At 69.5% G+C, this 20615-nt stretch carries 18 protein-coding genes and 1 tRNA gene; 10 read left to right on the plus strand and 9 right to left on the minus strand.

The annotated features are described in order from the left end of the window. The first annotated feature begins 48 nt into the window (after positions 1 to 48). Positions 49 to 495 carry a redox-sensitive transcriptional activator SoxR gene (soxR, locus tag GEV26_RS12590; RefSeq protein ID WP_153653524.1) on the plus strand — a complete coding sequence of 149 codons (447 nt, stop codon included), beginning with the start codon at positions 49 to 51 and terminating at the stop codon, positions 493 to 495. 11 nt (positions 496 to 506) lie between these two features. Here soxR and lysA read toward each other — a convergent pair whose 3' ends face one another. The 3 genes from lysA to GEV26_RS12605 all read right to left on the minus strand — a co-directional run bounded on the left by lysA (position 507) and on the right by GEV26_RS12605 (position 4280). Beyond that, a complete protein-coding gene (lysA, locus tag GEV26_RS12595) occupies positions 507 to 1901 on the minus strand; it encodes a diaminopimelate decarboxylase (RefSeq protein WP_153653526.1) in 1395 nt (464 codons plus the stop codon). 3 nt (positions 1902 to 1904) lie between these two features. After that, on the minus strand, positions 1905 to 3569 hold the full coding sequence (argS, locus tag GEV26_RS12600) for an arginine--tRNA ligase (RefSeq protein WP_153653528.1): 1665 nt from the start codon (positions 3567 to 3569) through the stop codon (positions 1905 to 1907). A gap of 315 nt (positions 3570 to 3884) precedes the next feature. After that, on the minus strand, positions 3885 to 4280 hold the full coding sequence (locus GEV26_RS12605) for a response regulator (RefSeq protein ID WP_153910316.1): 396 nt from the start codon (positions 4278 to 4280) through the stop codon (positions 3885 to 3887). Positions 4281 to 4333: 53 nt separating this feature from the next. Here GEV26_RS12605 and GEV26_RS12610 point away from each other — a divergent pair. Next, positions 4334 to 4408 (plus strand) — tRNA-Arg (locus GEV26_RS12610). Between the two features lie 5 nt (positions 4409 to 4413). Here GEV26_RS12610 and GEV26_RS12615 read toward each other — a convergent pair. After that, complete coding sequence (locus GEV26_RS12615) at positions 4414 to 5121, minus strand: N-acetyltransferase (RefSeq protein ID WP_153653530.1); 708 nt, start codon at positions 5119 to 5121, stop codon at positions 4414 to 4416. Between the two features lie 106 nt (positions 5122 to 5227). Between GEV26_RS12615 and GEV26_RS12620 the strand changes: the two genes are divergently transcribed. Next, the gene (locus GEV26_RS12620) at positions 5228 to 5677 is read left to right on the plus strand and encodes an OsmC family peroxiredoxin (RefSeq protein WP_153653532.1); all 450 of its coding nucleotides are present in this window, start codon (positions 5228 to 5230) and stop codon (positions 5675 to 5677) included. Between the two features lie 29 nt (positions 5678 to 5706). On the opposite strand, the gene GEV26_RS12625 is transcribed toward GEV26_RS12620, so the two are convergent. Next, on the minus strand, positions 5707 to 8001 hold the full coding sequence (locus GEV26_RS12625; protein WP_243838747.1) for a glycosyltransferase family 2 protein: 2295 nt from the start codon (positions 7999 to 8001) through the stop codon (positions 5707 to 5709). 129 nt (positions 8002 to 8130) lie between these two features. Here GEV26_RS12625 and GEV26_RS12630 point away from each other — a divergent pair, with 129 nt between their 5' ends. From GEV26_RS12630 to GEV26_RS12650, 6 genes are all read left to right on the plus strand, one after another. Next, complete coding sequence (locus GEV26_RS12630) at positions 8131 to 9714, plus strand: chitinase (protein WP_208430963.1); 1584 nt, start codon at positions 8131 to 8133, stop codon at positions 9712 to 9714. 34 nt (positions 9715 to 9748) lie between these two features. Beyond that, positions 9749 to 10792 (plus strand): winged helix DNA-binding domain-containing protein, encoded by a 1044-nt coding sequence (locus GEV26_RS12635; protein ID WP_194839849.1) that lies wholly within the window; start codon positions 9749 to 9751, stop codon positions 10790 to 10792. 130 nt (positions 10793 to 10922) lie between these two features. Next, on the plus strand, positions 10923 to 14717 hold the full coding sequence (locus GEV26_RS12640; RefSeq protein ID WP_153653537.1) for a multifunctional oxoglutarate decarboxylase/oxoglutarate dehydrogenase thiamine pyrophosphate-binding subunit/dihydrolipoyllysine-residue succinyltransferase subunit: 3795 nt from the start codon (positions 10923 to 10925) through the stop codon (positions 14715 to 14717). A 20-nt stretch (positions 14718 to 14737) separates the two neighbouring features. Beyond that, complete coding sequence (locus GEV26_RS17910; RefSeq protein ID WP_194839850.1) at positions 14738 to 14914, plus strand: DUF6104 family protein; 177 nt, start codon at positions 14738 to 14740, stop codon at positions 14912 to 14914. Between the two features lie 43 nt (positions 14915 to 14957). Beyond that, positions 14958 to 15131, plus strand: a complete 174-nt coding sequence (locus tag GEV26_RS12645; RefSeq protein WP_153653539.1) for a DUF1059 domain-containing protein — start codon at positions 14958 to 14960, stop codon at positions 15129 to 15131. Positions 15132 to 15153: 22 nt separating this feature from the next. Next, positions 15154 to 15879 carry an AAA family ATPase gene (locus tag GEV26_RS12650; protein WP_243838748.1) on the plus strand — a complete coding sequence of 242 codons (726 nt, stop codon included), beginning with the start codon at positions 15154 to 15156 and terminating at the stop codon, positions 15877 to 15879. Between the two features lie 83 nt (positions 15880 to 15962). Here the strand turns inward: GEV26_RS12650 and GEV26_RS12655 are convergent, their stop codons facing one another. From GEV26_RS12655 to GEV26_RS12665, 3 genes are all read right to left on the minus strand, one after another. Continuing rightward, entirely contained in the window at positions 15963 to 16931 is a 969-nt protein-coding gene (locus GEV26_RS12655) for a zinc-binding dehydrogenase (RefSeq protein WP_153653541.1), read from the minus strand. Positions 16932 to 16949: 18 nt separating this feature from the next. Further along, positions 16950 to 18152, minus strand: coding sequence for an NAD(P)-dependent malic enzyme (locus GEV26_RS12660; RefSeq protein WP_153653557.1), 1203 nt, complete (start codon positions 18150 to 18152; stop codon positions 16950 to 16952). 132 nt (positions 18153 to 18284) lie between these two features. Then, entirely contained in the window at positions 18285 to 18680 is a 396-nt protein-coding gene (locus tag GEV26_RS12665; protein ID WP_153653559.1) for a hypothetical protein, read from the minus strand. 153 nt (positions 18681 to 18833) lie between these two features. Here GEV26_RS12665 and GEV26_RS12670 point away from each other — a divergent pair, with 153 nt between their 5' ends. Beyond that, the gene (locus tag GEV26_RS12670; protein ID WP_082530375.1) at positions 18834 to 19085 is read left to right on the plus strand and encodes a WhiB family transcriptional regulator; all 252 of its coding nucleotides are present in this window, start codon (positions 18834 to 18836) and stop codon (positions 19083 to 19085) included. Positions 19086 to 19157: 72 nt separating this feature from the next. Here GEV26_RS12670 and GEV26_RS12675 read toward each other — a convergent pair whose 3' ends face one another. Then, on the minus strand, positions 19158 to 20612 hold the full coding sequence (locus GEV26_RS12675) for a sensor histidine kinase (protein WP_153653561.1): 1455 nt from the start codon (positions 20610 to 20612) through the stop codon (positions 19158 to 19160). Positions 20613 to 20615: the final 3 nt, after the last annotated feature.

The raw sequence follows: 20615 nt of genomic DNA on the forward strand, positions 1-20615 counted from the left end.
TCAACCCAGGTTGAGGTCAACTCCATCGACCTGAACTATCGTCGTGGCATGTCGTCCCGGCGCCCCGAGCTCACCCCCGGCCAGGTCGCCGCACGGTCCGCCGTCACGGTGTCGGCGCTGCACTTCTACGAGCGCGAAGGCTTGATCACGAGCGTCCGGACGGCCGGCAACCAGCGACGCTACCACCGCGACGTGCTGCGCCGGGTCGCGTTCATCCGGGTATCGCAGGGCCTCGGGATCTCGTTGGCACGCATCCGCGAGGCGCTCGCCACCCTTCCGGACGACCGTGTGCCCACCAAGGCCGACTGGTCGCGCCTGTCTCGGCGGTGGCGGGCCGATCTGGACGCGCGCATCGACCAGCTGCGGCGCCTGAGGGACGAGCTCGACGGCTGCATCGGTTGCGGCTGCCTGTCGTTGAAGACCTGCACGCTCCTCAACGCCGGCGACGAGCTCGGACGTGAGGGGCCGGGCGCCCGCCGCCTCCAGCGCGACTGACCCGGGACGGGTCAGCCGACGTCGAGGGTCATCAGGTCGTCCTCGGTCTCACGCCGAAGGATGAGCCGGGCCTCGCCGTCACGGACGGCCACGACCGCCGCGCGGGGCACGTGGTTGTAGTTGCTGGCCAGCGAGCGGCAGTACGCCCCGGTGCCCGGCACGGCCAGCAGGTCTCCTGCGGCGACGTCGCCGGGCAGGAACTCGTCCTTCACCACGATGTCGCCGGACTCGCAGTGCTTGCCGACGACGCGGCTCAGCACCGCAGGTGCATCGGAGACGCGGGACGCGAGCGTGCACGAGTAGTCCGCCCCGTACAGCGCAGGCCGGATGTTGTCGCTCATGCCGCCGTCGACGGACACGTAGCGCCGAGCGGCTCCACCGTCCAGAGCCACCGACTTGGTCGTGCCGACCTCGTAGAGCGTGAACGTCGAGGGGCCGGCGATCGCACGCCCCGGCTCGATCGACAGGTGGGGAACTGCGATGCCCATCGCCGCGCACTCGTCGGCGACGATCTTGAGCATGCCCCGGGCGAGGTCGTCGGGCGTGGACGGCGTGTCCTGCGTCGTGTACGCGATGCCGAAGCCGCCGCCGAGGTCGAACTCGGGCAGCGCGACACCGAGCTCCTTCTCGATCTCGGCGTGCAGGCGCAGCACCCGCCGGGCCGCGACCTCGAAGCCGTCCGTGACGAAGATCTGCGAGCCGATGTGCGAGTGCAACCCCCGCAGCTCGAGCCCGGGGGCGTCCAGCACGCGGCGGACCGCGTCGAGGGCGTCTCCCCCGGTGATCGAGAAGCCGAACTTCTGGTCCTCGTGGGACGTGGAGATGTACTCGTGCGTGTGCGCCTCGACGCCGGCGGTCACCCGGATCATGACCGGAGCGGTCACGTCGAGCTCGGCGGTCAGCTCACGCAGCCGGTCGATCTCCTCGAACGAGTCGATGATGATGCGGCCGACGCCGACCTCGAGCGCGCGCCGCAGCTCGGCGAGCGACTTGTTGTTGCCGTGCAGGCCGATGCGGGCCGGCGGGAAGTCGGCCTTGAGGGCGACCGCGAGCTCGCCCCCGCTGCACACGTCGAGGTTGAGCCCCTCCTCCGCGATCCAGCGGGCGGCGGCGACGCACAGGAACGCCTTGCCGGCGTAGTAGACGTCGGCGTCGGGGAACGCCTCCTTGAACGACCGCGCGCGACGCCGGAAGTCATCCTCGTCCACGACGTAGGTGGGCGTGCCGAACTCGGCCGCGAGGTCGACGGCCGACACCCCGGCGACGGTCAGGACGCCGTCGACCTTGGAGACGCCGTCGGCCCACAGGTGCGGGACGAGCCGGTTGGGGTCCTCGGGGTTCCGCAGCCAGGCGGGACCGCGGTCGCCGGCCTGGCCGTGCAGGGCGCCGGCCTCGTGGGAACGCACGGACTACATCCTCTCGGGAGCGTGCACGCCGAGCAGGGCGAGCCCGTTGGCGATGGTCTGGCGGGTGGCCGCGACGAGCATGAGCCGGGCCCGGTGCAGGTCGCTCGGCTCCTCGTCGCCCTTGGGCAGCACGTGGGCGACGTCGTAGAACTTGTGGAACGCCGCGGCCGTGTCCTCGAGGTAGCGGGCGACCCGGTGGGGCTCGCGCAGCTCGGCGGCGCGGGCGACGACCTTGGGGTAGTCCGCGAGCGAGCGCAGCAGCGCGCCCTCCTGGTCGACCACGAGCAGCGACGGGTCGAACGTGGACTCGTCCAGGACGACGCCGAGATCGGCCGCGTTGCGGATGATCGACGACAGCCGCGCGTGGGCGTACTGGACGTAGTAGACCGGGTTGTCGCTGGTCTGGCTGGCCCACAGGTCCAGGTCGAGGTCGATCGTGGAGTCCGTGGAGTAGCGGGCCAGCGCGTAGCGCGCCGCGTCGACGCCGATCGCCTCGACCAGGTCTTCCAGCGTGAGCACGGTGCCGGCCCGCTTGCTCATGCGCAGCGGCTGGCCCTCGCGCACGAGATTGACCATCTGGCCGATGAGGATCTCGAGGTTGACCTCGGGGGTGTCGCCGAACGCGGCGCACATCGCGAGCATGCGCGACACGTAGCCGTGGTGGTCGGCGCCGAGCATGATGATGCACCGGTCGAAGCCGCGCTCGCGCTTGTCGAGGTAGTACGCCAGGTCACCGGAGATGTACGCAGGCTGGCCGTCGGACTTGATGACGACGCGGTCCTTGTCATCGCCGAACTTGGACGTCTTGAGCCAGTGGGCGCCCTCGCTCTCGTACATCATCCCGAGCTCTTCGAGCCGGGCGATTGCGCGTTCGACCGCTCCTGACTCGTGCAGGTCGTTCTCGTGGAAGTAGACGTCGAAGTCGACGCCGAACTCGTGCAGGCTCCTCTTGATCTCGCCGAACATCTGGTCGACACCCTCGGCGCGGAACGTCTCGAGGGCCTCGGCGTCCGGCAGGCTCGCGGCGTCCGGGTGCTTGGCCAGGACGTTCTGCGCGATGTCGTGGATGTACTGGCCGCCGTAGCCGTCCTCGGGGGCCTCGTCGCCGCGAGCGTCGGCGAGGAGCGAGCGGGCGAAGCGGTCGATCTGCACGCCGTGGTCGTTGAAGTAGTACTCGCGTGTCACCTCCGCGCCGATGGCCGACAGGATGCGTCCGAGCGAGTCACCCACAGCGGCCCAGCGGACGCCACCGATGTGGATCGGGCCGGTGGGGTTGGCGCTGACGAACTCGAGGTTGACCTTCTGCCCCGCGTAGAGATCGCTGGTGCCGTAGGCAGTGCCGGCCGCGACGATCTGGGGGGCCAGCGCGCCCTGCGCGCGGGCGTCGACGCGGATGTTGAGGAAGCCCGGGCCGGCGATCTCGGCGCTCGCGACACCGTCGGCGTCGCCGAGGCGGTCGGCCAGCAGCTGGGCGAACTCGCGCGGGTTCATGCCGGCCTTCTTGCCGAGCTGGAGCGCGATGTTGGTCGCGTAGTCGCCGTGCTCCTTGACCTTCGGTCGCTCCACGACAACCTCGGCCGGCACACCGTCCGGCAAGGTGATGGCGCCCTCCTCGACGAGGGAGGTCAGGGCACTGATGATCGTGGAAGAAAGCTGGTCGGGGGTCACCTCTCTAGGGTATCCCCCGGTCTCCACGGCCCTGACGGCGGCGAAAAGCGTCCGGACGTGGGCGACCCGCAGGGGCTGTGCACTCCCGGCCGGGCGAGCCCAGCGGGGAGGCACGGGTCGAGTGGACAGCTCGACGCCCTGCGGGTCGGGTGACTGCGGGTATTCGCCGCCACCAGGTCCTGATGCACCAGGAACGGCTCCGTGGAGCCGGGCCTCGTGGCTAGCGGACAGCCACCTCACAAGTCCAAGACGAATTCATTCTTGGGACCACCTCCTCTCCGTGTACGAAAACCGTACGTCGGGATGGGGCAACGATCAAGAGGTCGGCGGACGGTCCTCGGTCCGGGCGATGACGTCCCGCACGGTCTGGATCAGGAAGTCCGGATCGAACGGCTTGGTCACGTAGGCGTCGACCCCTGCCTGCGTCGCGCGCTGGATGTCGGCCGGGTGCCCCTGCGTCGTGACCATGATGATGCCGATGCCGGCGAGCCGGCGATCCTCACGGATCGCGGAGACCGTGGCGATGCCGTCGAGGCGCGGCATCATGACGTCGACCGTGATCGCGTCCGGCAGGGTCTCCAGCCGTCGCAGGGCGTCGAGACAGTCCGCGCCGTCGACCGCTTCGACGACCTCGAATCCGGCAATCTCCAAGTTGGTCCGGATGAGGAAACGTATCGATGGGGTGTCGTCGACGACGAGCACTCTGGGCATGGACATCACCGTAGTGGGCGTGGGGTAGGCTCACACCGCAGTTGGCCGCATTGGCCCCCGTAGCTCAGGGGATAGAGCGCCGCCCTCCGGAGGCGGAAGCGCAGGTTCGAATCCTGCCGGGGGCGCCACAGGTTCACTCCTGTCGGCGCACGTACGCGTCGCCGGGCCCCGAGGGCCCGCTGCGACGGAAGAGCTGGACCGAGCCGACCGGCGTGAAGCCGGCCCGCAGGAGGGCGCGCAGACTTGCTGCGTTCCCGGGCGCCGCGGCCGCCACGACCAGCTCGCCCCACGGCACCACGCGCAGGGCGTCCTCGATCAGCGCCGCCCCCGTCCCCTTGCGGCGGGCGGGCTCGATCTCGAAGCTCAGCTCACGCAGTCCGCCGATCCCGCGGGCCAGGATCGCCACTGCCGACCGCATCGGGTCCGCGTGCCCCCAGACCTCGACGTCGTCACGCACGGCGGCAGCGTGCAGGACACGAGGATGACCCGCGAGGTCCGGACGCGCGACGAGCCCCGACGGGTGCGCGGCACTCCCCCGCCCGCGCGCGACCAGCAGCACGTCGAGGACGTCGATCCAGGCGTCCGGCCCCGCCAGGGCCGTCATGAGGCGTGGGTCGTGGGCGCCACCGAAGCCGTCGGCCCCCAGCGCCTCGAGCCGGGCGTCGGGGACGTCGTCGGACACGGCGAGCACCGCGTGGCCGGTGAACGCGACCACCGCCTCGAGGCCCGGACGCCACGGCCGGACCCTCTCCCAGCCGCCGTCCACCTCCGGGAAGCGACCGTCCGCGGCAGCCGCGATCAGCTCGCCCAACGGGTGTCCACGGCGCTCCGGCTCGTTCATGGCCCCACCCTCGCAGGTCGGCAGGTCCGAGCCCTCCTGCTCGGACTGGTTGCGCCGTCCGTGAGTCGCAGTAGCGTCAAGATCTCATCGACGAAGGGATTCCAGCATGCCGACACGCACAGCACGCACCGCTTGGGACGGCGGTTTCGAGGACGGCTCCGGCCAGGTCGAGCTCACCGACTCGGGCCTCGGTACGTTCGAGATGTCGTTCAAGAAGCGCTCGTCCGAGGACGGCGGCGGCGCAACCAATCCCGAGGAGCTCCTCGGCGCCGCCCACTCGTCGTGCTTCACGATGCAGCTGACCGCGGTCCTCGGCCAGAAGGGCGCCACCCCGATCTCGATCGAGACGACCGCCAAGGTCACGCTCGGCGAGGACTCGGCCGACGGCGGCTTCAAGATCAGCAAGATCGCCCTGAAGGTCCGCGGCGAGGTCGAGGGCATCGACGAGGCGGGGTTCCTCGAGGCCGCGGAGGCGGCGAAGGTCGGCTGCCCGCTGAGCAAGGCCCTCGCATCCGTCCCGGAGATCACCCTCGACGCGGCCCTCGAGACCGCGTAGACGGCCAGGGGTGGGCGCCCCCGCGGCGCTCAGCCCTCCGATCGGCGCAGGCGCCGGCGTCGATCGCCGCGCCTGCGCAGGTCGCGCGCCAGCCGGCGGTCGCCGTAGTACAGGATCGCGGCCCAGTCGATCGTGTCGTCGTCGGTCGCGACCTGCTTCGCAGGTGCCTTGGGCTTGGGCTCGACGAACAACCAGTTGAGGACACCCAGTCCCATGTCCACGAACGACGCACGGACGCCGATGTAGGCGCTGATGGCCGCCGACGCCAGGATCGCGTTGAACATCGCGAAGCCGAAGTTGCCCCAGTTCTCCTGATGGAAGTCGCGCCACGCGGTCAGCAACGAGAACAGCACGATCAGGTACGGCACGAGGACGTGCAGTCCCGGGGCGGCCGTGCGATCGCGCACCTTGGGGGTGCGGGCGAACGGGATCTTCTCGCCCGTGAACGCCTGCTGGATCGACTTGAGCACGCCTGCGAGGTTGACCGGCAGCAGCACCAGGTTGAAGCCGTAGATGCGGAAGATGTCGGTGAACCGGTGACCGCACGCGCGCAGGTCACTGCCCATCGCGATGAAGTACGGCAGCGCGGCTCCCACGATGAGCGGGCTGAGGAGCCGACTGTCGTACGGGTAGAACAGCAGGAACAGCAGTCCGAAGCTCGCCCACGCGATCGAGGCCATGTAGTTGACCCGCAGCGCGAGCTCGACCAGGTGCACGCGCGTACGGCTGTGTCGCCGGTGCCGGACCTGCTCCCACAGCTTGGGCAGGATCAGCAGGCCGCCGTTGGCCCACCGCCGGCGCTGCACCACGAGCGAGCCGAAGTCGGGGGGCGTCGCGCTGTAGCTGAGCCGCTCGGGATAGTTGACCAACGCCCAGCCCGCGGAGCCGATGTCGATGCTGGACTCGGTGTCCTCGATGACGGTCCGGTCCTGGATGTACGTCTTGATGTCGTAGCCGGCGACGTTCTCGACCTCGACGATGTCCTCGAGCGCCCGCTTGCGGATCACCGCGTTCGCGCCCACCCAGAACGTCGCGTTGTGATGGGTCTTGCCCTGGTGGAGGATGTGCTGCAGATCGGTCGACGCGCCCGCGATCCGCTCGATGCGCGTCGGCGCACCGCGGAACGACGAGTACGGCGTCTGGATGATCGCGACGTGCTGGTTCTCGGTCTGCTCGAGGTAGTACACGAGCCGGATGCAGTAGTCGCGCAGCAGCTGTGAGTCCGCGTCCAGGGTCAGCACGTAGCCGGAGTCGGGGATGACGATGTCGCCGGGGCGGGGCGTCTCGACCTCGTCCAGCATGATGCCCGCGGCGGTCTCGTTGGGACGCCAGACGTGGCCCATGAGCCCGAGGTAGGCGTTGACGTTCATCGCCTTGTTCGCCTCGTGCGACAGGGACCCGTAGGCCTTGCGCTCGAAGCTCGTCAGGTCCGCCCGGAAGATCCAGGCGAGGCGACGGTGCAGCTCGAGGACCCGGCCGCTGTCGGGAAGGCCGCCCTGCTCGAGGGCTGCCTCGAGCGCGAGGGCCGTGAGGCTGAGCTCGTTGGCCAGTCCCATCAGCACCTGGTCGACGAAGAACTCGCTCACGTGGTCCACGACGTCCTCCGCGGAAGCCATCTCCTCCAGCCACGCTGCGGCAGCCCGGTACTCCTTCAGCAGGACCTTCACCGAGCGGCGCCTGACCGGTCCGCTCGCCAGCTCTGCCGTCGCGAGCTCAAGGGAGGCCTGGAACCGTTCGCGCGGCGCGGCCAGGGACTCCATGATGTCCGACGCGAGTCGCCGGGTCGCCTCCAGCTTGGCCCGCACCTCCGGATCCGTCGGCGCCGGCGGGTCGTCGATCAGCAGCACGAGGTGCAGGTCCGGATACTCCTGCAGCGCCGCGCTCCAGAGCGTGAGACGCACGACGTCCGGCTCCTCGGCGTACGACGGGATCAGCACCGTGAGGCGCTCGGAGGTCGTGTCGGCGAAGTGCCGGTCGATCATCCCGCGGGGTGCGCGCACGTGGTCACGGAACCGCAGCAGCGCCCCTTGGCGTGCCACGAGGTACATGAGCGCCGAGAACGTGAGGAACGTCACGACCACGAGATAGGAGAAGGCCTCCATCGTGAAGCGGAAGTTGCCGCCGTAGTCGATGAACTCGCGGACGATCGTCGAGACGACGTAGCCGATCCACGACAAGATCGTGACGACGATCCCGACGCGTCCCCACGTGATCTTGGCGCCGCTGGGCACCGGATGGACGATCGACAACGGCTCCGAGCGGCGTTCGGCTCCCCACTGACGTCGGGTCCTCGGCTCGGTGGTGGGCTTGGACCTCGACCTCAACAGCAAGAGCATGTCTCCTCAAAGATTTCGGCGACAGCCTAGCGACACCTCGGCGTTCGGTGACCACGCTTTGCGAAAAGGTGACACCATGTGCCCGCTCGGGGTCGTTTGAGAAGAAGAGAGTCGTACGTGAGTCGGTTCGAGGGACGGCGCCTGTCGTGGGTACGTCTGACCATCTTGATGGGCGTCGTGACGGCGGTCGTGCTGGGCGGCACGTCGAGCTGGCGGTACGTGCAGGACTCCCAGGCGGCCGAGGCCAACGGCGACGCCTGGTACGCGGGCTACGTCGACGCGACCGTGACCCCGCTCCACGAGTTCGAGCAGCCCGCGTCCAAGGCCGCCCGGGACGTCGTGCTGTCGTTCATCGTCACCGACCCCGGTGAGGCCTGCACCCCCTCCTGGGGTGCCGCGTACTCCCTCGACGCAGCCTCCGACGACCTCGATCTCGATCGACGCATCGCGCGCCTGCGCCAGCGCGGCGGCAGTGTCGTGGTGTCCTTCGGCGGGGCCATCAACTCCGAGCTGTCCACGACGTGCACGGATCCCGCGAAGCTCCTGAAGGCGTACCGCAGCGTGGTTGAGCGCTACGACCTGCGCACGATCGATCTCGACATCGAGGGTGCCGCCCTCTCCGACCGCGCCGCGGCGACGCGCCGGGCCGTGGCGATGAGGACGCTGCAGAAGGAGCGGGCCAAGGCCGGCCACGACCTGCGCGTCTGGCTGACGCTTCCCGTCGCGCCGAGCGGGCTGACCGCCGAGGGCACGGCAGCGGTCAAGGTGATGCTGGACAACGACGTCGAGCTGTCGGGCGTCAACGTCATGACGATGGACTACGGCGACAGCCGGGCGAAGGGCCAGTCGATGCTCGACGCGTCCACCTCCGCCCTGGAGCAGACCCACCGCCAGCTCAGCCAGGTCTACGCCGACTCGGGCGAGCGCGTCGGCGCCGCGACCCTGTGGCGCCGCATGGGCGCGACGCCGATGATCGGTCAGAACGATGTCGCGGGCGAGGTCTTCACGCTCGCCGCCGCGCGGGGGCTCAGTGCGTTCGCGAAGGAGAAGGGACTCGGCCGGATGTCGATGTGGTCGCTCAACCGCGACCGGACCTGCGGCGAGAACTATCCCGACGTGACGATCGTGTCCAACTCCTGCAGCGGAGTGGACCAGGGCGCCCAGACGTTCGCGAAGGCGCTCCGCGGGGGCATGAGCGGTCGCCCCGACATGAGCGAGGTGACGCCGGTCGTCCCCGGGCCCGCCGGCGGGCGCGAGGGTCGCGAGGTCGACCTGACCGACGACCCGGCCAAGAGCCCGTACCCGGTGTGGGCCGAGGACAAGACCTACGTCGAGGGCACCCGCGTCGTGTGGCACCGCAACGCGTACGTCGCGAAGTGGTGGACTCTCGGCGACCTGCCGGACGACCCGGTCGTCGACAAGGCCGCCTCTCCGTGGCAGCTGCTCGGGCCCGTGCTGCCGGGCGAGAAGCCCGTGCGCGTCCCCACGCTGCCCCGCGGGACGTACCCCGAGTGGAAGCAGGACCAGTCCTATCGCAAGGGCGAGCGCGTCATGCTGCGAGGCACGCCGTTCACGGCCAAGTGGTTCTCGTCCGGCGTCAGTCCCGATGCGCGAGCCACCCAGGACGAGCCCTCGCCCTGGCGACCGCTCACCGACGCCGAGATCAGGAAGGCGGCCGAGGCGGCCAAGAAGAAGCGGTAGCCGTCCTGTCGGTGGCGTGCGGGATGCTCCTCGCATGAGACCCGTGGTCGGCCGCCTGCACGCGCAGGGGCTCGATGCCCCGAGGTTCGACTCGGCCGGCCAGGTCGTCCGCCACCTCGGGTGCGTGCAGTCGCAGCTCCACGACATGGCACTGTGGGCGATCGCCCGGCGCACCGACGGGCTCACCCACGCCGACCTGCAGCAAGCGTTCGCTCGCGGCGACTTCTTGCGCACCCACGTGCTGCGCCCGACCTGGCACTTCGTCGACGCCGCCGACATCCACGGATGGCTCGCCCTGACAGCCCCCCGCATCCGCCGGCTCATGGCGCCGATCGACCAGGGCCTGGGGCTCACCGACGCACGGCTCGACCGCTGCACCGAGGTGATCGTCGCCTCGCTCGCCGACGGCGCCACGCGCACCCGAGCCGACCTGGGCGCTGATCTGGCGGCAGCTGGTCTCGAGCACTCCGGACTCGCCCTGGCCCACGTCCTGATGCACGCCGAGATCGATGCGGTCGTCGCCAACGGTCCGCTCGACGGCAAGCAGCACACCTACCGGTTGCTCGGGCCGGGGCCGGTCGCCCCACCACGCGACGACCTGCTGGCCCTCGCCGCCCGCCGCTACGCCCGCGGGCACGGACCCTTCCGCGACAAGGACCTCGCGTGGTGGACGAGCCTGACGCTGACCGACAGCCGTCGAGCGATCGAGCTGGCCGACCTGTCCCCCGTCGACGTCGACGGCACGCCACACTGGCGTCTCGAGCCGCCGGTCGACGCGGAGGTCCCCCACGTCATGCTGCTGCCCAACTTCGACGAGTACGTCTCCTACGCCCGCGCGCCCGACGACTACGCAGCGTTCGCCGGTGCCGCGCAGGACGTCATGCGAGGCACCGGGCTGCTGATGGTCGACGGGCTGCTGGCCGGCACGTGGACGCGCAAGCAATCGGCCCGAGCCGTCGACGTCGTGGTGCGCGCCTCGGGCTCGGTCAGCAGCACGACGCGGCGCGCCGTCGAGGCGGAGACCGCCCTGTTCGGCCGGTTCCTCGGGCGCGAAGCACGCGTGACGGTCGTCTCGTGAGCACGATCTCGGCCGCGATTGCTCACGTTCGACGCGGCGACGTGGCACGGTGGAGGCAGAGCGGTGGCCGAGGCGAACCTGCCTGCAGACGGCTGGGCCTTCGCGTTACCCTGTTAAGCGACATTTGAGCATGCGCGCCAGCGACAATTCGGAAGAGGCGATCGAGGCTGTGGCCGAGTCCTCACAAGACCATTCAACCCCCGACTTCGGCACGAATCAGTGGCTCGTCGAGGAGATGTACGAGCGCTATCAGGAAGATCCCTCGTCCGTCGACGACACCTGGGTCTCCTTCTTCCAGACGGGCGACGGTGCCGGCCTGAACGGTGACGGGCCCAACGGAGCCGCCCCCGCGAAGGCGGCGCCCGTCGTGACCGCCGCGCCCACGCCGCCGCCGACGTCCCCCGAGTCGTCCACCCCGCCGGCAGCCAAGACGCAGCCGGCCACGGCCTCCGTGCCGGAGGAGAAGGCCAAGGACGCGCCTGCTCCCGTCGCACCTGTGCCCGCGACACCGCCCGCCAAGTCCAAGCCTGCCCCGTCCACCCCGGCCGCGAAGGACGCTCCCGCCGCCGGTCCCGGCGAGGTCGAGAACGTCGTGCTGCGCGGCGCCGCTGCGCGCACCGTCGCCAACATGGACGCGAGCCTGTCGGTCCCGACCGCGACGAGCGTCCGCTCCGTGCCGGTCAAGCTGCTGTTCGACCAGCGCATCGTGATCAACAACCACCTCGCCCGCGCACGCGGCGGCAAGGTGTCGTTCACCCACCTCATCGGCTGGGCGATCGTCAAGGCCCTCAAGGCCATGCCGGAGATGAACACCGGCTACGAGGTCGTGAACGGCAAGCCCAACCAGCTGAAGCCCGAGCACATCAACTTCGGCCTGGCGATCGATCTGAAGAAGCCCGACGGATCGCGCACCCTGCTGGTGCCGTCCATCAAGGCCGCCGACACCATGACGTTCGCCGAGTTCTGGGCGGCGTACGAGACGATGGTCGCCAAGGCTCGTGACAACAAGCTCACGGTCGCCGACTTCCAGGGCACCACGGTCAGCCTGACCAACCCCGGCGGCATCGGCACGAACCACTCGATCCCCCGACTCATGCAGGGCCAGGGCGTCATCATCGGCGTCGGCTCGATGGAGTACCCGCCGGAGTTCCAGGGCGCGTCCGAGCACACGCTCGCGCAGATGGCCATCTCCAAGATGATGACGCTGACGTCGACCTACGACCACCGCGTGATCCAGGGTGCGCAGTCGGGCGAGTTCCTCAAGCGCATCCACGCGCTGCTGCTGGGCGAGGACGGCTTCTACGACGAGATCTTCCGCGCGCTGAGGATCCCCTACGAGCCCATCCGCTGGGCCCGCGACATCCCGGTCAGCCACGACGACGAGGTCCACAAGCAGGCCCGCGTCCTCGAGCTCATCCACGCGTTCCGGGTCCGCGGCCACCTGATGGCCGACACCAACCCGCTCGACAGCTCCCCGCGCATGCACCCCGATCTCGACACCGCGTCGCACGGACTCACCCTGTGGGACCTCGACCGCGAGTTCGCGACCGGCTCGTTCAAGAGCGAGAAGCGGTTCATGAAGCTCCGCGAGATCCTCGGCATCCTGCGCGACTCGTACGCCCGCACCGTCGGCATCGAGTACATGCACATCCAGGAGCCGGCCGAGCGCGAGTGGTTCCAGGAGCGCGTCGAGCGTCCGCACACCAAGCCGCCGCGCGAGGAGCAGCTGCGCATCCTGCAGAAGCTCAACCAGGCCGAGGCCTTCGAGACGTTCCTGCAGACCAAGTTCGTCGGGCAGAAGCGCTTCAGCCTCGAGGGCGGCGAGACCACCATCCCGTTCCTCGACGAGATCTGCGAGGCCGCTGCGGCCGACAAGCTCGACGAGGTCTGCATCGGCATGGCCCACCGCGGCCGTCTCAACGCGCTGGTCAACATCGCCGGCAAGCGCCCGAGCCAGGTCTTCCGCGAGTTCGAGGGCAACATTGACCCCCGCACCGTGCAGGGCTCCGGCGACGTCAAGTACCACCTCGGCGTCGAGGGTGAGTTCACCTCGGGCAACGGCGACAAGGTCAAGGTCTCGATCGCGGCCAACCCCTCGCACCTCGAGGTCGTCGACCCCGTCCTCGAGGGCATCGCCCGCGCCAAGCAGGACCGGCTCAACCGTGGTCAGGAGTACCCGGTCCTCCCGGTGCTCGTGCACGGCGACGCAGCGTTCGCGGGCCAGGGAGTCGTCGCCGAGACGCTCAACCTCTCGCAGCTGCGCGGCTACCGCACGGGCGGCACGATCCACCTGATCGTCAACAACCAGGTCGGCTTCACCACCTCGCCGTCCTCGTCGCGCTCCTCGACGTACTGCACCGACGTCGCCCGCATGATCCAGGCGCCGGTCTTCCACGTCAACGGCGACGATCCCGAGGCGTGCATCCGCGTGGCTCAGCTGGCGTACGAGTACCGCCGCACGTTCCACAAGGACATCGTCATCGACCTCGTGTGCTACCGCCGTCGCGGTCACAACGAGGGCGACGACCCCAGCTTCACGCAGCCCCTGATGTACGACACGATCAACGCGAAGAAGTCGGTGCGCAAGCTCTACACCGAGGCCCTCGTCGGTCGTGGCGACATCACGCTGGAGGAGGCCGAGGCCGCGCTGACGGACTACCAGGCGCAGCTCGAGCGCAACTTCGCCGAGGTCAAGCAGGCCACGTCCGATCCGGACTACACCCGCACGCCGGACTACCCCGAGAAGCCCGAGCACGACGGCGAGCTGATCACCGCGATCACGCCCGAGACGATGAAGGCGATCGCGGACGCCTACACCAACGTCCCCGAGGGCTTCACGGTCCACCCGAAGGTCCTGCCGCAGCTCCAGCGTCGCGCGCAGTCCATCTCGGCCGGCCCGATCGACTGGGGCACCGGCGAGATCCTCGCGATGGGCTCGCTCCTGCTCGACGGACGCCCCGTGCGTCTTGCGGGCCAGGACAGCCGTCGTGGCACGTTCTCGTCCCGCTTCGCGACGATCATCGACCGCAACAACGCCCACGAGTGGACCCCGCTGTCGCACGTGGGCGACGAGCAGGCGACGTTCTACATCTACGACTCGCTGCTGAGCGAGTACGCCGCGCTCGGCTTCGAGTACGGCTACTCGGTCGCACGTCCCGAGGCGCTCACGATGTGGGAGGCGCAGTTCGGTGACTTCGTGAACGGCGCCCAGTCCGTCATCGACGAGTACATCTCCGCGGGCGAGACCAAGTGGGGTCAGAAGTCGGGCGTCGTCCTGCTCCTGCCCCACGGTTACGAGGGACAGGGACCTGATCACTCGTCGGGACGCATCGAGCGCTTCCTCGACCTGTGCGCGGACAACGCGATGACGGTGGCGCAGCCCTCGTCCCCCGCGTCGTACTTCCACCTGCTGCGCCGGCAGAACCTGCAGGGCCAGCACCGTCCGCTCATCGTCTTCACCCCGAAGTCGATGCTCCGCAGCAAGGCCGCGGCCTCGCAGCCCGAGGACTTCACGTCGGGATCGTTCCGGCCCCTCATCGGTGACGACGTGGCCGATCCGTCCGCGGTCGAGCGGGTGCTCCTCTGCTCGGGTCGCATCACCTGGGATCTCGTGGCCGAGCGGGAGAAGCGCGAGTCGGGCCAGTCCCGCACCGCGATCGTCCGCCTCGAGCAGATCTACCCGCGGCCGCTCGACGAGCTCAAGGCCGAGCTCGCCAAGTACCCCAACCTGCGCGAGGTCCGCTTCGTCCAGGACGAGCCCGCCAACCAGGGTCCGTGGCCGCACATCGCGCTGCACTTCAGCGGTGAGCTCGACGGACTGCCCCTGCTGCGGGTCTCGCGCCCGGAGTCGTCGGCACCCTCGGTCGGCTCGCACAACCGCCACGTCGAGGAGCAGGCCACGCTCATGCAGCAGGCCTTCAGCTGATCGGCGTCTGAGGACAGGTCATGTACTTCACGGATCGTGGCATCGAGGAGCTCCAGAGCCGGCGAGGTGACGAAGAGGTCACCTTCGCCTGGCTCGCGGAGCAGCTCAGCACGTTCGTCGACCTCAATCCCGACTTCGAGATCCCGGTGGAGCGGCTGGCCACCTGGCTCGCGCGCCTGGACGACGACGACGAGTGAGCCACCCCTGCCGCGTGTCGGCAGGGGTGGCTAGGCTCGCGTCATGGCGAAGATGATGATGTGTCCCTGCGGACAGCGGCTCGAGGGACGGACCGACGACGAGTTCGTCAGCGTGGTCGACACGCACCTGCGTGACAGCCACGGCGGACGGTCCTACCCGGCCGAGGCGATCTTGTCGATGGCGACCTCCGTGCCCGACGAGACCGTCGCGGACTGACCCGATCACCGACAGCTCGCCGGTGATCTTCGACCAGCCACCCGTCGTGCGGGTGAGCCGTGATCCGCACGCGACGTACGACCCCGCCGCGTGGCCGCACACCGTGCCGGCCGTCGCCCAGCTGATGTCCGAGGGACTCGATCTCCCGCCCGGTGTCACCTTCCTCGTGGGGGAGAACGGATCGGGCAAGTCGACCCTCGTGGAGGCCATCGCCATCGCGTACGGCCTCTCCCCCGAGGGCGGCAGCAGCCATGGACTGCACCAGACGCGGCCCACCGAGTCCTCGCTGCACCGCGACCTGCTCGTGCAGCGCGGCATCGGCACGAGGCGGTGGGGCTTCTTCCTGCGCGCCGAGACCATGCACGGCTGGTACACGTACATGGACGAGCACGGGGGCGGTGATGCCGACTACCACGCGATGAGCCACGGGGAGTCATTCCTCGAGGTGCTGACGCGCAAGTTCGACTCACCGAGCTTCTACTGCCTCGACGAGCCCGAGGCGGCCCTGTCCTTCAGCTCGACGCTCGCGCTCATCGGAGTGCTGCACGACGTCGTGCAGCAAGGCGGCCAGGTGCTGTGTGCGACCCACTCCCCCGTGCTCGCCGCGATGCCGGGCGCCAACATCCTCGAGGTCGGCAACTGGGGCCTGCGCCCCACGTCGTGGGACGAGCTCGACCTCGTACGCCACTGGAAGGCGTACCTGGACGCCCCGATGCGCTACCTGCGTCACACCCTGGCCCAAGACTGACCCCACCCCACCCAGATTTGCGGACTTTTGCACGGTTTCTGCCCGCAGAACGGTGCAGATCTCCGCAAATCTGGGTGGGGGTCCTAGCGGGTCAGGACGATCTTGCCGAAGACCGACCCGTCGATGATGCTCTGCAGCCCGTCCGCCGCCTGCTCCATCGGGATCTCCCGGTCGATCAGCGGGCGGGTGCCCGTGACGTCCATGAACTGCGCGAGGGCGTGCAGCTCGTCGCGGGTGCCCATGGTCGAGCCGTGCACCCGCATCTGCTGGAAGAAGATCCGGGTGAGCTCAGCGTGCGAGGGCGCGTCACCCGACGTCGCGCCGGAGATCACGATCGTGCCGCCGGGGCGCATCGACTTCACCGAGTGCGACCAGGTGGCCGCTCCGACGGTCTCGATCACGGCGTCGACCTTCGTGGGCAGCCGGGCACCGGACTCGAAGGCCTCGTGGGCGCCGATCTCGATCGCCTTGGCCCGCTTGTCCTCGTCACGGCTCGTCGCGTAGACCCGGAAGCCGGCCGCACGGGCGAGGGTGATCGCCGCGGTGGCGACGCCGCCGCCGGCGCCCTGCACCAGCACCGTGTCGCCCTGCTTGAGCCCGGACTGCGTGAAGAGCATGCGGTACGCCGTGAGCCACGCGGTCGGCAGGCACGCAGCCTCGGCGAACGACAGCCCCGCGGGCTTCGGGACGACGTTGCGGGTCGGGACTGCGACCTTCTCCGCGAACGTGCCTTGGTGCCGCTCCGAGAGCAGCGAGCGCTTCGGGTCGAGCGTCTCGTCCCCGCGCCACGACGGATCGCTGATGACGGCGTGGACCAGCACCTCGTTGCCGTCCTCGTCGTAGCCGGCCGCATCGCAGCCGAGGATCATCGGCAGCGACTTCTCGCCCAGCCCGACCCCCCGCAGGCTCCACACATCGTGGTGGTTGATCGAGGCTGCCTTGACCGTGACGGTCGTCCAGCCGTCCGGGACCTCGGGCTCGGGGCGCTCACCGACCACCAGCCCGTCCAGGGGGTTGTCGGGGGTGATCTGACCGGCGTAGACCGCGAACATGGGGCTCCTTGGATGGTGTCAGTACGGACGACGAGCGAGACCCTCACGACGTGCCGTGTCTGTCACGGCGCGGGCGACGGCCGAGGCGACCCGGGGGTCGAACGGTGACGGGATGACGTACGTCTCGCTGAGGTCGTCCCCGACGAGATCGGCGATCGCGGTGGCCGCGGCGAGCTTCATCCCCTCGGAGATCCGCGTAGCGCGGACGTCCAGCGCGCCACGGAAAATGCCCGGGAAGACGAGCACGTTGTTGATCTGGTTGGGGAAGTCCGAGCGTCCGGTGGCCACGACGCGGGCGTGACGGTGGGCCACGTCGGGGTGGACCTCCGGGTGCGGGTTGGCCATCGCGAACACGATCGCGTCCGGCGCCATCTTCGCGACCGCCTCCTCGGCGACCGTGCCACCGGAGACCCCGATGAAGACGTCCGCGCCGTCCATCGCGTCCACGATCGACCCGGGACGTGCCCAGTCGGCCGTCTCGGTGGCGATCCACTGCTTGACCTCGTTGAGGTCGTCACGACCTGGGTGGATGACGCCGGCCCGGTCGACCACCGAGATCCTGCTCGCCCCGGCGGACTGCAGGATCTTCATGATCGCGACGCCCGCGGCGCCCGCGCCGGAGATGACGATCTTGAGGTCCTCGAGGAACCGGTCGGTCAGTCGGGCGGCGTTGATCAGCGCGGCGAGGGTCACGACCGCGGTGCCGTGCTGGTCGTCGTGGAAGACGGGGATGTCCAGGCGCTCGATGAGGCGGCGCTCGATCTCGAAGCAGCGGGGACTCGAGATGTCCTCGAGGTTGATCCCGCCGAACGTCGGGGCGAGGCGCACGATCGTCTCGACGATCTCGTCCACGTCGGTGGTGTCGAGGGCCACGGGAATCGCGTCGACGCCGCCGAACTGCTTGAACAGGATCGCCTTGCCCTCCATGACCGGCATCGACGCGGCGGGGCCGATGTCGCCGAGGCCCAGCACGGCGGTGCCGTCGGTGACGACCGCGACGGTGTTGGAGACCCAGGTGTAGTCGTGCGCGACATCGGGGTCGGCGGCGATCGCCTCGCACACGCGGGCCACGCCCGGCGTGTACGCCAACGACAGGTCGTGGGCGTCATTGATGTCGACGGTGGCGCTGATGCTCATCTTGCCGCCGCGGTGCAGGGCGAAGACGGGATCGTCAGGATCGGGAAAGCTCGAGTCCTGCAGGTCGATGTCTGTGGCAACCATGAAAGGGCATCCTCGGGAACGTGTCCGTGCTGGTCCTCGGCACCGATCAGGTCGCCGACGCGGCAGGTGTGCCGCAGGGTGTGCTGTCCCGCAGGAGCGAGAAGCGACGGGTTGTGCCCGGCTCTCACTCTCTCACACGGGTGAATCGCGGCTGAGCGCGCGGGTCACCGGCGGTGACAGCAGCGCGACGAGCGCGATCACGGCCGGAACCGCGACGACGGGAGCGAGCCAGGCCGGGTCCCCCCGCAGGTTGTACGCGAGGCCGAGGACGATGAGCTGGGCGAACACGAGCGGGCTGCGGGCCCACGCGTCCCCCTCGGTCACCCGCCGCGCCGCGTACAGCAGGCCTGCCCCGATCACGACGAGGAACAGCGTCGTACCCACTCCGAGGCCCACCCGGTCGCCGGAGATGTGGGCCGCCTCGACCACCGCCAGCACCAGGAAGGTCACGGCCTCGAGGGCCACGATCGCAGCGGCCACGAGCAGCAGCGTTCTGGCCGTCCCGGACGGCCGTCCAGAAGACGTCACGACGCCAGCCTAGGCACCATGTGACCGATGCGACAATTCGCCTGGCCCTCTGGCCCTTGTAAACGGTCCCGAATGTTGAAACCATGGTGTCTCAGCCCTGGGACGGACAAACAGTCCTGCCCTGGGCGCAACCGAACGGGAAGGAGTGTCCCCATGGACTGGCGCCACAAGTCGGCATGCCTCGATGAGGATCCTGAGCTCTTCTTCCCCATCGGCAACACGGGTCCTGCCATCTTGCAGATCGAAGAGGCCAAGGTCGTATGCCGCCGCTGTGATGTTCGCGAGCAGTGCCTCCAGTGGGCACTCGAGTCCGGACAGGATCACGGTGTGTGGGGAGGCTTGAGCGAAGACGAACGTCGTACGCTGAAGCGTCGCAATGCTCGGGCACGTATTCGTACTGCCTGAGCGTACGCACGTATCGGTGAACCCCGTGGCCTGACGGCCGCGGGGTTCTTTGTATCTGCAGGCGCAGGGCGCTCACACCACGAGCGTGATCGCGACCGTCGTGCCGCCGCCCACGCGCTCCTCGAACGCCAGGGTGCCGCCGAGCTCGCCCTCCACCAGCGTCGTCACGATCGAGAGCCCCAGGCTTCCCGCGGGGTCGAAGTCGTCCGGCAGACCCGCACCGTCGTCACTGACCCTGAGGCGCACCTTGTCGCGGATGCGGTTGACCGCGAGGGTGAGCGTGCCGCCGCCCTCGTCGTACGCGTGCGCCGCGGCGTTCTGGATCAGCTCGGTCAGCACCATTGCGAGGGGCGTCGCCACCTCCCCCGGCAGCAGGCCGAACGAGCCGAACCGCTCCGCGGCGATCCGGTTCGCGCCGGCCGGGCCGTCCGACACGTCGAGCACGGTGTGGAGCAGCCGGTCGGCGATCTCGTCGAACTCCACGAAGTCGCTGAACGACTGGCTGAGCGTCTCGTGCACGAGGGCGATCGACCCCACCCGGCGGACCGCGTCCTCGAGCGCGTCGCGCGCCTCCGGGCTCTCCATGCGGCGACCCTGCAGACGCAGCAGGGCGGCGACCGTCTGGAGGTTGTTCTTGACCCGGTGGTGGATCTCGCGGATCGTCGCCTCCTTGGAGACGAGCTCGCGCTCGCGCAGGCGCAGCTCGGTGACGTCCCGCAGCAGGATCAGCGATCCGCTGCGGCGACCGGCCGACCGCAGCGGGATGACCCGGAGCAACAGGGAGGCCTGCGAGTTCTCGATCTCGGCCTCGATGCTCTCGTCGCCGCCCAGCAGGCCGCCCGCGCCCCGATCGGTGGGCCGGCGGTCGACGAGGCCCGTGGTGACGTTGCCCAGGTGGGTGCCGACGAGATCGCCGGAGAGGCCGAGACGTCGGTAGGCCGACATCGCGTTGGGGCTGGCGTACCGCACGACCCCGGACGCGTCGGTGCGCACGAACCCGTCGCCGACCCGGAGCGAGTCCGACAGGTCGCTGCGGGTGCCCGGCAGCGGGAACTCGCCGCGCCGGATCATCTCGGCCAGCTCGTGGGCGGCCTCGAAGTAGGAGCTCTCCAAGGTGCTGGCCGTGCGCAGGCCGGCCGCGGCGCTGCGTTGGGCGATGACCGCGATCGTCCGGCCGGCCCGGCTGACCGGGATCACCGCGACGCGTACGCGGAAGCCGTCGCGCTCCTCGATCACCAGGTCGGGGACCACCCGGCCACTCCTCAGGGCGGCCTCGAGCACATCACCGCGTCCCGTCGGCAAGAACGTCCCGGCGACGTCCTCGAGCAGCGTCGTCGCGCCGGTGGTCGGGCGGATCTGCGCGGCGGCCCACATACCCTTGGCCTCGCCGTCGGGCACCCACAGGACCAGGTCGGAGAACGACAGGTCGGCGATGATCTGCCAGTCCGTGACCAGCGCGTGCAGCCAGGCGACGTCCTCTCCTGAGAGCGACGTCTGGAACTGCGCGATGTCGTCGAGCGAGGGCATTGA

The sequence above is a fragment of the Aeromicrobium yanjiei genome, assembly GCF_009649075.1.
Classification (GTDB): Bacteria; Actinomycetota; Actinomycetes; order Propionibacteriales; family Nocardioidaceae; genus Aeromicrobium; species Aeromicrobium yanjiei.

What these genes read in the sequence shown, in the direction of transcription:
- soxR (WP_153653524.1), top strand. Translation starts at nt 49, where the DNA reads ATGTCGTCCCGGCGCCCCGAGCTCACCCCCGGCCAGGTCGCCGCACGG.
- GEV26_RS12605 (WP_153910316.1), bottom strand. Translation starts at nt 4,280, where the DNA reads ATGCCCAGAGTGCTCGTCGTCGACGACACCCCATCGATACGTTTCCTC.
- GEV26_RS12615 (WP_153653530.1), bottom strand. Translation starts at nt 5,121, where the DNA reads ATGAACGAGCCGGAGCGCCGTGGACACCCGTTGGGCGAGCTGATCGCG.
- GEV26_RS12620 (WP_153653532.1), top strand. Translation starts at nt 5,228, where the DNA reads ATGCCGACACGCACAGCACGCACCGCTTGGGACGGCGGTTTCGAGGAC.
- GEV26_RS12635 (WP_194839849.1), top strand. Translation starts at nt 9,749, where the DNA reads ATGAGACCCGTGGTCGGCCGCCTGCACGCGCAGGGGCTCGATGCCCCG.
- GEV26_RS12640 (WP_153653537.1), top strand. Translation starts at nt 10,923, where the DNA reads ATGCGCGCCAGCGACAATTCGGAAGAGGCGATCGAGGCTGTGGCCGAG.
- GEV26_RS17910 (WP_194839850.1), top strand. Translation starts at nt 14,738, where the DNA reads ATGTACTTCACGGATCGTGGCATCGAGGAGCTCCAGAGCCGGCGAGGT.
- GEV26_RS12645 (WP_153653539.1), top strand. Translation starts at nt 14,958, where the DNA reads ATGGCGAAGATGATGATGTGTCCCTGCGGACAGCGGCTCGAGGGACGG.
- GEV26_RS12655 (WP_153653541.1), bottom strand. Translation starts at nt 16,931, where the DNA reads ATGTTCGCGGTCTACGCCGGTCAGATCACCCCCGACAACCCCCTGGAC.
- GEV26_RS12660 (WP_153653557.1), bottom strand. Translation starts at nt 18,152, where the DNA reads ATGGTTGCCACAGACATCGACCTGCAGGACTCGAGCTTTCCCGATCCT.
- GEV26_RS12670 (WP_082530375.1), top strand. Translation starts at nt 18,834, where the DNA reads ATGGACTGGCGCCACAAGTCGGCATGCCTCGATGAGGATCCTGAGCTC.
- GEV26_RS12675 (WP_153653561.1), bottom strand. Translation starts at nt 20,612, where the DNA reads ATGCCCTCGCTCGACGACATCGCGCAGTTCCAGACGTCGCTCTCAGGA.